This window comes from Streptomyces sp. NPDC050433 (assembly GCF_044458565.1).
In the GTDB taxonomy this organism is placed as follows: Bacteria; Actinomycetota; Actinomycetes; order Streptomycetales; family Streptomycetaceae; genus Streptomyces.
Map to the genome: position 1 here is coordinate 278,472 of NZ_JBITIB010000003.1, position 12,150 is coordinate 290,621.

A 12,150-nucleotide genomic window follows, 5' to 3' on the forward strand; every position below is an offset into this window, starting at 1 on the left:
CCTTTCACGAGCGCCCCACCCACCAGCAGCCCCGCCCCACCACCAGCCCGCCGAGGAGCCCGCCATGGAAAAGCCCGACAAGGGCCCGGCCCCTGTCCTGGCGTTGAGGGGAGTTTCCAAATCCTTCGGAGCCGTACGGGCCCTGCACGACGTCTCCCTGGAACTGCGGTCCGGTGAGATCCATGCCCTGGCCGGTGAGAACGGTGCGGGCAAGTCCACCCTGATCAAGACCCTCGCCGGAGTCCACCGCCCCGACGAGGGCAGCCTCCTGCTCGCCGGTGAACCCGTCGTCTTCCACGGCCCCGCCGACGCCAGGGACGCCGGCATCGCCGTCATCTATCAGGAGCCGACGCTCTTCCCCGATCTCTCCATCGCCGAGAACATCTTCATGGGCCGCCAGCCCCGGCGCTCCGCCGGACGTATCGACCGCAAGGCCGTCCACCGCGCGACGGCCGACCTGATGAGCAGGCTCGGGGTGGCGCTCGATCCGCAGCGGCCCGCGCGCGGACTGTCCATCGCCGACCAGCAGATCGTCGAGATCGCCAAGGCGCTCTCCTTCGACGCGCGCGTCCTGATCATGGACGAGCCCACCGCCGCGCTCACCGGCGGCGAGACCGCCCGGCTGTTCTCCGTCGTACGGACGCTGCGGGCGGAGGGCGCGGCGGTGCTGTTCATCTCGCACCGGCTGGAGGAGATCTTCGGCCTCTGCTCGCACGTCACCACCCTGCGCGACGGCCGGCACATCGCCTCCGAACCGCTCGACGGGCTCACCGAGGACGACCTCGTGCGCCGTATGGTCGGCCGCGATCTCGACGATCTCTATCCCAAGGCCGCGGCGAAGCCCGGCTCGACGGCGCTGTCCGTGAGCCGGCTGACCCGCGAAGGGGTTTTCAGGGACGTCTCGTTCGACGTGCGCCGGGGTGAAATCGTCGCTCTGGCCGGGTTGGTGGGCGCGGGGCGCAGCGAGGTCGCGCAGGCCGTCTTCGGGGTGGACCGCGCCGACGCGGGCGAGGTGAAGGTCGACGGCCGTGTCCTGCCCGCCGGTTCGCCGACGGCCGCGATGGACGCGGGGCTCGCGCTCGTCCCCGAGGACCGGCGGCTGCGCGGTCTGGTGATGGAGATGTCCATCGAGCGGAACATCGGTCTGACGGGGCTGCGCAGCGTACGCCGCCGAGGTCTGGTCAGCCGGGCACTGGAACACGGGCGTGCCGCCGACTGGGCGGTGAAGCTCCAGCTGAAGTACAACAAGCTCGCCGACCCGGTGTCCGTCCTGTCCGGCGGCAATCAGCAGAAGGTCGTCCTCGCCAAGTGGCTGGCCACCGACCCGGCCGTACTGATCGTCGACGAGCCCACGCGCGGTATCGACGTCGGTACGAAGGCCGAGGTCCACCGGCTTCTCTCGGCACTCGCCGCGGACGGACTCGCCGTTCTGATGGTGTCGTCCGATCTCCCCGAGGTGCTGCGCATGGCCGACCGGATCCTCGTGATGCATGAGGGACGGCTCACCACCGAGATACCGCGTGAGCGGGCGACGGAGGAGACCGTGATGGCCGCGGCCACCGGTCGTACGCCGGGCACGCCACCCGCCTCCGGCGACGCGGACACCGACGCGGACACCGACACCGACACCGGACGTACGGCGGCGAAGGAGCCGACGCCATGACCAGCACGCTCGACAGGCCCACCCCGGAGGCGCCCGCCGAGGAAGGGCGTTCGGCCCGGTCGCTCGTCGACGCCGTCTTCCGCGCGCGGGAGATCGCGATCGGCGGCGCGCTCGCGCTGCTGATCCTCGGTACCTGGCTCGCCAACCCCGGCTTCCTGGACGACCAGGGCATCAAGGACCTGCTCCTCAACTCCTCGATCCTCGTACTGCTCGCCGTCGGTCAGTCCGTCGTCGTGATGACCCGCAACATCGACCTGTCGGTCGGCTCGGTCGTCGGTCTCACGGCGTTCGCCTGCGGCCACTTCGCCTCCGGCACGGATCACAGCGCGCTCACCGTCGTCCTGCTCGGCGTCGGGCTCGGCACCGTCTGCGGGCTCGTCAGCGGCGCGCTCGTCAGTTTCGGCCGGGTGCCCGCGCTCGTGGTCACGCTCGGGATGCTCTACATCATCCAGGGCATCGACCACGCCTGGGCGCACGGCGAGCAGATCAACGCCGTCAACGTCCCCGACGGCGTTCTCTCCCTCGGCTCCGGCAGCATCCTCGGCATTCCGTATCTGCCGCTGATCTCGGCCGCCGTGCTCGCCGCCACCGGCTACTTCCTGCGCACCTACCGCAGCGGACGTGAGCTGTACGCGATCGGGTCGAGCCCGGACGCCGCACGGCTGGCGGGCATTCCCGTACGGCGCCGGATCCTGGCGGCGTACGCGTTCTCCGGCGCGATCGCCGGCTTCGCCGGCGCGCTGTGGCTCGCCCGCTTCGGTACCGTCGTCGCGGACGCGGCCAACGGCTGGGAGCTGACCGTCGTCAGCGCGGTCGTCGTCGGCGGCGTCGCCATCACGGGCGGCACGGGCAGTGTCTGGGGCGCGGCGCTCGGTGCGCTGCTGCTCACCACCATCGGCAGCGCACTGGTCGTCCTCAAGGTCGACTCCTTCTGGCAGCAGGCCATCACCGGCGTGCTGCTGCTCGCGGCCATCACCACCGACCGCGTCTTGCAGGTGCGTACGACCAGCGCGCTCAGGAAGAGGAGCCGACGATGACCACGACGACCCCGACGACTGCGAAGACCGGGCAGACCGCGAAGACCGCACTCACGAGGTACCTGCGCTGGGACACGGCCGTCGGCATCCTGCTGATCGCGGTCTTCCTCGCCGGCACCGGCACGACGGACGGGTTCGCCAACACGGACAATCTGTCGGCGGCACTCGGTGACGTCTCCGAGATCGCGCTCATCGCCCTGCCGATGACCTTGCTGGTGGTCGCGGGGCAGGTCGATCTCTCCGTCGCCTCGATGCTGGGGCTGTCCAGCGCGCTCGCCGGCTCGCTCTGGCAGGCGGGCTTCGCCTTCGAACTGATCGTGCCCCTCTGCCTGTTGGCGGGCGCGGCCGGCGGGCTGCTGAACGGCTGGCTCGTCACCCGCGTCGGGCTGCCGTCGCTGGCCGTCACCATCGGCACGCTCACGCTCTACCGGGGGCTGGCGTCGGTCATCCTCGGCGACGAGGCGGTGGCCGACTTCCCGGAGACGTACGCCCGGTACGCGGCGTACACGGAAACGGTGCCCGGCACCTTCGTCCCGTACCCCGTCGCGCTGTTCGCGGTGCTCGCCGTCGGCACGGCGATCGCGCTGCACTGCACGGGCTTCGGCCGTTCGCTGTTCGCGATCGGCGCCCAGGAGGACGCCGCGTGGTTCGCGGGCATCCGGGTCAAGCGGCTGAAGCTGGCGCTGTTCGTGGTGTCGGGTCTCGTCGCCTCGTTCGCGGGGATCGTCTACACCCTGCGCTACGGCAGCGCGCGCGCCGACAACGGGCTCGGTCTCGAACTGGTCGTCATCGCCTCGGTGTTGCTCGGCGGCGTCGACTTCGACGGCGGCAAGGGGACGCTCGGCGGCGCCGTCGCGGGTGTGCTGCTGATCGGGCTGCTCACGAATCTGCTGACCCTCAACGACATCTCCAACGAGATCCAGGTGATCGTCACCGGCCTGCTGCTCGTCGCCTCCGTACTGACTCCCCGGATCATCTCCGTGCTCGCGGAGCGCCGACATCGGCGTACGGCGGCCGAGGAATCCGTCCCCGTCTCCGCCGCCCCCTGACTTCTCCGTTCCGACCCTCCCGAAAGGCACCCACCATGCTGTCGCAGGCCCGCACCCGACGCCGCGCCGTCACCGTATCCGCCGCGCTCTGTGCCCTGACGCTCGCCGTGACCGGCTGCTCGGGCACCACCAAGGACTCCGTCAAGGACGACGCACCCGCCAAGTCGGGTGACAGCAAGGCGAATCCGGACGCCCCGCTGAAGAAGGGCCTGAAGATCGCCTTCCTGCCCAAGCAGATCAACAACCCGTACGAGAAGATCGTCGACGACGCGGGCATCGCCGCCGCCGGGGAGATCGGTGCCACCGGCAAGGAGGTCGGGCCCTCCAACGCGAAGGCCTCGTCCCAGGTGTCGTACATCAACACCCTCATCCAGCAGCGGCAGGACGCGATCCTCATCGCGGCGAACGACCCCAACGCGGTGTGTGGCCCGCTCAAGCAGGCGATGAAGCAGGACATCAAGGTGGTCGCGTACGACTCCGACACCGCCAAGGACTGCCGCCAGCTGTTCATCAACCAGGCCAGCTCCGAGGAGATCGGCCGCAGCCAGGTCCGCAACATCGCCGAACAGCTCGGCCACAAGGGCGAGATCGCGATCCTGTCGGCGACGCAGAACGCGACGAACCAGAACACCTGGATCGAGTTCATGAAGGACGAGCTGACGAAGCCCGAGTACAAGGACATGAAGCTGGTCAAGGTCGCGTACGGCGACGACCAGGACCAGAAGTCCTTCCAGGAGACGCAGGGACTCCTCAAGGCGTACCCGAACCTGAAGGGGATCATCTCGCCGACGACGGTCGGCATCGCGGCGGCGGCACGCTACATCGGCGACTCCTCCTACAAGGGGAAGGTCGTCCTGAACGGCCTCGGCACGCCCAACCAGATGCGCAAGTACATCGAGAACGGCACGCTCGACCAGTTCTCGCTGTGGGACCCGAAGAAGCTCGGCTACCTCGGCACGTACGCGGCGGCGGCGCTGGCGTCGGGGCAGATCACCGGGGCCGAGGGCGAGAAGTTCACGGCCGGCGACCTGGGTGAGTACACGATCGGCAAGGACGGCGAGATCATCCTCGGCCCGCCGACGGTCTTCGACGCGAAGAACATCGGCGACTTCGACTTCTGAGGCCGCGACCGTGGAGCGCGTGTGCTTTCTGCTGAAGGTCAGGCAGGAGCGGCTGCCCGAGTACCGCGAGCGTCATACGGCCGTGTGGCCCGAGATGCTCGCGGCGCTCAGCGAATCCGGGTGGCGCGACTACTCGCTCTTTCTCCGCGACGACGGGCTGTTGGTGGGCTATCTGGTGACCGACGACTTCGCCGCCGCGCGGGCGGCGATGGCCGCGACGGACGTCAACGCCCGCTGGCAGGCGGAGATGGCGCCGTACTTCGAAGCACTGGACGGCGCCGGACCGGACGACGCGATGGTGCCGCTGACCGAGGTCTTCCACCTGGACTGATTTGAGGAGAGGGCATTGAGCAGCACCACGACCACACCAACCACCCCTCGACGTACCCGGATCGGCCTCGTCTCCGGCGGGCTCGGCGCGTACTGGCCCCAGTTCCCCCAACTGCTTCCCCAACTCAGGCGGTCCGCGCGGCGGGTGACGGCCCGTCTGGCGGAGTTCGATGCCGACGTCGTGGACGTCGGGTTCATCTCCGACGCCGAGGAGGGCGCGGCGGCGGCCGAGAAGCTGCGCGCCGCCGACTGCGATCTGATCGTCGGGTTCCTCACCACCTACATGACGGCGACCATGCTCGTGCCCGTTGCCCAGCGCAGCGGGGCGCCCGTGCTGCTGATCAACCTCCAGCCGACCGAGGCGATGGACCACGCGACGTTCGGTACCGGTGAGTGGCTGGCCTACTGCGGAGCCTGTCCCCTGCCGGAGATGGCGAACGCGTTCGAGCGCGTCGGGGTGCCCTTCCGTTCCGTCTCCGGGTATCTGGAGGACGAGCGGGCGTGGCAGCGGATCGGCCGGTGGATCAGGGCGGCCGGGGTGCGCGGTGCGCTGCGCACGGGCCGGCACGGACTGATGGGGCATCTGTATCCGGGGATGTACGACGTGTCGACGGACCTGACGATGGTGCCGGCCAATCTGGGCGGCCATGTGGAGGTCCTGGAGTTCGACGATCTGCGCGTACGGGCCATGAAGGCCGACGACGCGGCGGTGACGGCGAAGCTGGCCGAGACCCGCGCGGCGTTCGAGATCGCGGACTCCGTCGTCGAGGAGGACCTGGTGTGGGCGGCCAGGGTGTCGGTCGGGCTCGACCGGCTGGTGGACGACTTCGGTCTCGACTCGCTGGCGTACTACCACCGGGGGCTGGAGGGTGAGATCCATGAACGCCTTGGCGCGGGCATGATCCTCGGCTCCTCGCTCCTGACGGCGCGATCCGTGCCGGCCTGCGGGGAGTACGAGCTGCGCACGTCACTCGCCATGCTGATCACGGACCGGCTGGGCGCCGGCGGCACCTTCACGGAGCTCCAGGCGCTGAACTTCCGGGACGGCGTGGTCGAGATGGGCCACGACGGGCCCGCCAACCTGACCGTCTGCGCACGCCGTCCGGTCCTGCGCGGCCTCGGTGTCTTCCACGGCAAACGCGGCTGGGGCGTGTCCGTGGAGTGCGACGTACGGCCGGGCCCGGTGACGCTGCTGGGACTGGGCCAGTCCAGGGACGGTCGTTACAGGCTGGTCGCGGCGGTGGGTAAGGTGGTCGAAGGCCCGCTGCTGGAAATCGGCAACACCACATCGCGTGTCGACTTCGGCCGCGACCCGGGCGAGTGGACCGACGCGTGGAGTGCGAGCGGAGTGGGGCACCACTGGGCGCTCGCCACCGGCGACATCATTCCGGAGCTGCGCGCATTGGGCGGTCTGAGCGGTCTGGAGCTGGTGGAGGTCACTGACTGATGGCGCAAGCGGTGGGTATCAAGGACGTCGCCCGGGTGGCGGGCGTCTCGGTCGGCACGGTGTCGAACGTGATCAACCGGCCGGACTCCGTGGCCGAGGAGACGCGGGCGAGGGTGCTGTCCACCATCGAGCGTCTGGGCTACGTACGGAGCGAGTCGGCCCGCCATCTGCGGGCGGGCCGCAGCCGCATCATCGCGCTGCTGGTGCTCGACATGGCCAACCCGTTCTTCGTGGACGTGGCGACCGGCGCCGAGCGGGTGGCCCGGCAGTCCGGGCTCGGTGTGATGCTCTGCAACAGCGCGCAGAGCAGCAGCGAGGAGGCGGAGTATCTGGGGCTGTTCAGCGAGCAGCGGGTGCGCGGCGTGCTGATCACACCGACCGACGAGACGGGCCGGAACCTGGAGAGTTTCCGGCGCCAGGACATCCCGTTCGTGTTCGTGGACCGGGTGGTGCCGAGCACCGAGGGATGTTCGGTGTCCGTGGACGATGTCACCGGCGGGGCGCTGGCGATGCGTCACCTCCTGGCGCAGGGGCACACCGACATCGCGTATGTGTCCGGGCCGCTGCATCTCGCTCAGTGCCGGGACCGGCGTGCGGGCGCACTGCTGGCGCTGGAGGAGGCCGGGGTGCCGGCGGACCGGCTGCGGGTGGTGGAGGCGGCGCGGTTGGACGTGTCGGCGGGGCGTGACTCGGGGGCGCGGCTGCTGGGGCTGCACAGCAGGCCGAGCGCGGTGTTCTGTGCGAACGATCTGCTGGCTCTCGGGGTGCTCCAGTCGATGTACGGGGCGGGGGTGGCGGTGCCGGACGAGATGGCGCTCGTGGGGTACGACGACATCGAGTTCGCGTCGGCGGCGGCGGTGCCGCTCACATCGGTGCGCCAGCCGGCGTCGCAGATGGGGCGGCTGGCGGCGGAGCTGCTGATCGAGGAGACCGGCGAGTCGGCGGCGGAGCATCGGCATCAACGGATCGTGCTCCAGCCGGAGTTGGTGGTACGGGAGTCGTCGATGCCGCGCTCCGGGGGCGGGCAGGGTCAGGGGCAGGGGCAGCGGGGCTGACGCCGCTTCACGGTGCCGGGAGGGCGGCCGGGCCACGGGTGGTCCGGCCCCCTCCCTCATCTCGTCAGCCGCGGGCCACGAAGTCCCACGCGCCGTGCCCGGCGCGGTACACCTGGAAGCCGGGCTCCGCACGGACGTACGTGGCGCCCTTCGGGGCGGTCACCTTGTCCCTGCTGTCGGCGGGCACATGGATCTCGGCGCTCGCTCCGACCGGTACCTTCACGGTCAGCCGCAGATCACGGCCGACCTTGGACCAGGCGACCGAGGCCGGTCCGCGCACCGTACGGATCGAGGTACGGGCCCAGCTGACCCCGGTGCGGGCGTCGGGGCGGACGGTGAAGGTGCGGTAGCCGTCGTCGCCGGGGCGCAGACCCGCGACGTTCTCGTACAGCCACTGGGCGACGGTGCCCTGGAAGTAGTGGTCGCGGGAGCGGGAGTCGAGCTGCCACATCTCCCACATGGTGTCGGCGCCGTTGTCGAACCAGTAGCCCCAACTCGGGTAGGTGCGCTGGGTGGCGATGGCGTGGGCGACGTCCGGGTGGCCGTGCGCGCACAGCACGCGCAGCAGCACGCTGGTGCCCAGCGCGCCGGTGTTGAGGTGGTTGCCGCGTGCGGTGATGTCGGCGACGAGGCTGTCCACGACGGAGGCACGGGCGCCGGCGGGGACGAGGCCGAAGGCGAGCGGGATCGCGTTGGACGTCTGGCGGTAGTCCGGATCCTTCGCGGTGCTGTAGTGCCCGGAGTCATTGAGGAATTCCGCGTTCAGGGCGGCCTTGAGCCCGTCGGCCGCCGTGCGGTAGCGCTCGGCCACGGCGTCATGGCCGAGGAGTTCACCCATCTCGGCGGTGTCCACCAGGGCGCGGTGCAGATAGGCGGTGGCCGTCAGCCGCGTGTCCTCGGGCGGGTTGCCGCCGTAGCCGGGCGGCAGGTAGTCGCCGAGGGCCGTGATCGCCAGGCCGTCCACGAGGCGGTCCAGCTCCCAGTCCAGATAGCGGGTCAGGACGGGCCAGTGCTGCCGGGCGATCCGGTCGTCGCCGTACACCCGGTACATCTCGCGCACCAGGAACGGGTAGACGGTGGTCCACTCGGGCGACGGGCCGAGATCGCCGTAACCCCAGCCACCGCTGGGGACGATCACCGGCAGTTGTCCGTCGGCGTTCTGACTGTCCTTCAGGTCGTCCAGCCACTTTCCGAGGAAGCGGTGGACGCCGAAGCCGTACGCGAGGGTGGGTGCGCCGAGTTGGGCGTCGCCGGTCCAGCCGTTCTTCTCGTACATGGGGGTGTCGGTCGGGATGCCGTGCAGGTTGTTCAGGAGGGTGCGGCGCATCGCCTTGTCGAGCTTCTCGTAGAACGGCTCGGAGCAGGAGAACCCGCTGACCTCGTCGACCTTGGTGTGGACGGTCCGGCCGAGCACGTCGGACGGTTCGGGGCGGGCGGGCAGGCCCTCGATCTGGACGTAGCGGAAGCCCTTGTACGAGAACGACGGCTCCCACACCTCGGGCTCCGTGCCGCCCGCGCAGATGTACTCGTCGCGCTGGAATCGGCCCGGCACGTGTCCGGTCTCGGCGTGGACGCTGCCGTCGTCTTTCAGTTTCTCGCCGTGGACGAGCGAAATGGTGGTCCCGGCGGGCGCTTTGACGGTCAGTCGGGTCCAGCCGGCGGTGGTACGGCCCATGTCGACCACGTACACGCCGGGACGCAGTTCGCTGATCCCGGTGGGTGTGATGGTGTCGATGATCTCGATCGGGTCGTGCGGCTGGGCGCGGAGGGTGCCCTTCGGTGCGGATTGGGCACTCGGGTGGCGCCAGGCGCTGTCGTCGAAGCCGGGCCGGGTCCAGTCCGCCGGGGCCAGGCGCGCGTCGTAAGTCTCCCCGGCGTAGAGGGAGTTGGTGAGGGTGGGTCCCTCGGTCATGCGCCAGCCGGTGTCGGAGACGACGGTGGTGCGGGTGCCGTCCGGGTGTTCGGCCTCCAGTCGGCACAGGAGGCGGGGTTCGCCGTGCCAGGGGGGTTGGTGCCAGTTCCAGACGTTGGGGGTGGTCATGCCGAAGAAGCCACGGCCGAGGGTGACGCCGATGGCGTTGTCGCCTCGGCGCAGGAGGGACGTCACGTCGTGCACGGCGTACATGACGGTCTCGTCGTAGTCGGTGAAGGCCGGGTCGAGTACCTGCTCGCCGACGGGTTCGCCGTTCAACTCGGCGACGTAGTAGGCGAGTCCGCTGATGTAGAGGCGGGCGCGGGTGACCGGCTTGCGTACGGCGAACTCGCGGCGCAGCAGGGGCGCGGGCGCCTCGGGCAGGGAGACGGACACGCCGTCGCCCCAGGGGCCCTCGCCGTAGGGGGCGAGGACCGTGGCGGGAGTCCAGCCGCTGTCGTCGAAGTCCGGCCGCTGCCATCCCTGTTGTTCGGTCTCGGAGGTCAGCCAGTCGCCGGAGGTGACGAATTCACGGGTCTGCCCGTCGGTGGTCTCCACGAGGAGACGGGCGATGAATCCGCCCGGATTGACGGAGGCACCGCCCCGGTTGGTGGCCACGGCGGCGAGGACGACGCGCTGCCCGGCCGCCTTGACGGCTTCGGTGACGTCGGCGGTCCTGCCGGTGCGCCAGCCGTCCTGCTGCTGGGGCGCGTGTGCCACCTGTGTGCCGCCGATGTGGAGGGTGAAGTCGTCGTCGGCGGTGGCGACGAAGGTCGCGCTCGCGACGGCGGAGCCTGCGGGGAGGTCGAGGGCGGCGCGGAACCACGCCGGTCCGGCGGGGGCGTCGCCGGTGGTCGCCCCTTCGGTCCAGATCCAGGAGGCGCCTTCGAGGGTGAGGGGATCCGCGCCGGCGTCGGCGCCGATCCATGTGGCGCCCCACTTCTCGTCGCCGAGTGCGGTCTCCCACCAGCCGGCGGTGCTCCAGGGCGAGACGTCGCCGGAACCGTCCCAGACGCGGACCTGCCAGTGGCAGCGGGTACGGGGCGCCGGCGCGGGCCCCGCGTAGGGGACGGCGACACTGCGGCCGGAGGTCACCTTGCCGGTGTCCCAGAGGAGTTGGCGGCCACGGGCGAGGTCACGGGGGTCGGTCGCGGCCCTGATCTGGTACGCGCGCTGCCCGGCGCCGTGACCGTCGGCCGCCAGCTCCCAGGAGAGGAGGGGCGTGGGGTTGTCGGTGCCGAGGACGTGTTCCGCGTACTCCACCTTCGCGGCGACGACGCGCAGCCCGCCGCCTTCGCCGTCGCGGGGCTCGTCGCCGCTGCCGGGTGTGGCGGCCGAGGCCGCCGGGCCGGCGGCGAACGAGACGAACCCGGCGCCCGCGCCGACCGAGGTGCCGAGGAGACCTCTGCGTGTCCAGCCCATGCCCATGCCCGCCCCTTTGATTGAATCGTTTCATGCGCCGTGTCAAGAATCGTAGAGCCGATCCTGGAGGGCTCACAAGAGGTGCGCAGGGGGCTGGTGCGAACGGCCGTCAGGCGCCGGGGGTTGGACGTCGGCCGCTCATGCCGTGCGCTGCACCTTGCCCTAGGCGGCGATGAGTTCGTCGGCGACCCGTGGGGCGATCTCTTCGTCGACTTCCTGGTTCGTCGCGGGACTACGCCGGCCGGTCCGACCGTTGGCGCTCGTTCCGGCGGCCGTGCGGCGTGCGGCGATGCCGCGATGTGCCGGTCGGGCCGGCGCACCGCTCCGGCCCGTGCCGCTCACACCTCGTACGTGTCGAGCCTCCCGCACATCCCGAACTTCCCCCGCGCCTGCGGCAGTCGGGCCCGGACCCGCGCGTCGGCGAGATGTGACGCGTCCGCGTCGGCGAGCCGGTCGAGCTGAACGCCGGTCTGCCGCGCGGCCTCCGCCGCGCCGGACTCCCACCGCGCCCGCCAGTCGTCGAGCCTCGGCCGGACCAGTGCGCCCGCCGCCCGGTGGAAATCCAGCAGCGGCTTCTCGTCCCCGGCGTCCCATGCCGCGTGCAGCGCCGCGAACCCCTCGATCGCCAGGTCCCGCCGTCGCCGAGCGAACGCCGCCTGCTCGGCCTCGGTGCCCTCGGGGACGCGTACGAGGCGCCCGTACGTCTCGGGGTCGGTCAGGTGCTCCGGCGGCAGGGTCAGCACGGCGTCCCCGGCCTCGGGGAGTCCGTTGTTCTGCATCAGTACGACGATCCGCAGACCGTCCTCGTTGACCAGGCGGTGGATGGTGCCGGGGGTGAACCAGACCAGGGCGCCCGGCTCCAGCGGGGTGCTCGCGAAGCCGTCGGCGGTGAGGGTCTGCACGGCGCCGCGTCCGGCGGTCACGACGTACCCCTCGGAGCAGGTCAGATGCAGATGCGGGGTGCCACCGCGGAGGCCGTCGGCGGTCTCCCAGTCGTACACGGCCAGGTGCGACACGGCGACGGCACCGGGCAGCCCGGCGAACCCCGCGGCTGTGCCGGTGGTTGTGTCTGCGGTTGAACCGGTGCGGGACGTCGTCAACACTCCCCTTCGAG

Annotated in this window: 9 protein-coding genes; 7 read left to right on the top strand and 2 right to left on the bottom strand. The window is 70.7% G+C overall.

Translation table 11 applies throughout. The annotated features are described in order from the left end of the window. The first annotated feature begins 64 nt into the window (after positions 1-64). From ACIBLA_RS06115 to ACIBLA_RS06145, 7 genes are read left to right on the top strand one after another with little or no spacing between them, the layout of a single operon-like run. Positions 65-1,663, top strand: a complete 1,599-nt coding sequence (locus ACIBLA_RS06115) for a sugar ABC transporter ATP-binding protein (protein WP_363240751.1) — start codon at positions 65-67, stop codon at positions 1,661-1,663. Then, positions 1,660-2,700 carry an ABC transporter permease gene (locus tag ACIBLA_RS06120; protein WP_363240750.1) on the top strand — a complete coding sequence of 347 codons (1,041 nt, stop codon included), beginning with the start codon at positions 1,660-1,662 and terminating at the stop codon, positions 2,698-2,700. The genes ACIBLA_RS06115 and ACIBLA_RS06120 overlap by 4 nt, the downstream gene beginning before the upstream one ends. After that, positions 2,697-3,749 (top strand): ABC transporter permease, encoded by a 1,053-nt coding sequence (locus ACIBLA_RS06125; RefSeq protein ID WP_399197894.1) that lies wholly within the window; start codon positions 2,697-2,699, stop codon positions 3,747-3,749. Before ACIBLA_RS06120 ends, ACIBLA_RS06125 begins: the two co-directional genes overlap by 4 nt. Positions 3,750-3,784: 35 nt before the next feature. Next, positions 3,785-4,870, top strand: coding sequence for a rhamnose ABC transporter substrate-binding protein (gene rhaS, locus ACIBLA_RS06130; protein ID WP_363240748.1), 1,086 nt, complete (start codon positions 3,785-3,787; stop codon positions 4,868-4,870). A gap of 10 nt (positions 4,871-4,880) precedes the next feature. Continuing rightward, a complete protein-coding gene (locus ACIBLA_RS06135) occupies positions 4,881-5,201 on the top strand; it encodes an L-rhamnose mutarotase (protein ID WP_363240747.1) in 321 nt (106 codons plus the stop codon). Between the two features lie 15 nt (positions 5,202-5,216). Then, on the top strand, positions 5,217-6,647 hold the full coding sequence (locus ACIBLA_RS06140) for an arabinose isomerase (RefSeq protein ID WP_399197895.1): 1,431 nt from the start codon (positions 5,217-5,219) through the stop codon (positions 6,645-6,647). Further along, positions 6,647-7,702 carry a LacI family DNA-binding transcriptional regulator gene (locus ACIBLA_RS06145; protein WP_399197896.1) on the top strand — a complete coding sequence of 352 codons (1,056 nt, stop codon included), beginning with the start codon at positions 6,647-6,649 and terminating at the stop codon, positions 7,700-7,702. The genes ACIBLA_RS06140 and ACIBLA_RS06145 overlap by 1 nt, the downstream gene beginning before the upstream one ends. A 64-nt stretch (positions 7,703-7,766) precedes the next feature. Here the strand turns inward: ACIBLA_RS06145 and ACIBLA_RS06150 are convergent, their stop codons facing one another. Then, the gene (locus tag ACIBLA_RS06150) at positions 7,767-11,036 is read right to left on the bottom strand and encodes a family 78 glycoside hydrolase catalytic domain (RefSeq protein WP_399197897.1); all 3,270 of its coding nucleotides are present in this window, start codon (positions 11,034-11,036) and stop codon (positions 7,767-7,769) included. Between the two features lie 338 nt (positions 11,037-11,374). After that, on the bottom strand, positions 11,375-12,136 hold the full coding sequence (locus ACIBLA_RS06155) for a cupin domain-containing protein (RefSeq protein ID WP_399197898.1): 762 nt from the start codon (positions 12,134-12,136) through the stop codon (positions 11,375-11,377). Positions 12,137-12,150 lie beyond the last annotated feature (14 nt).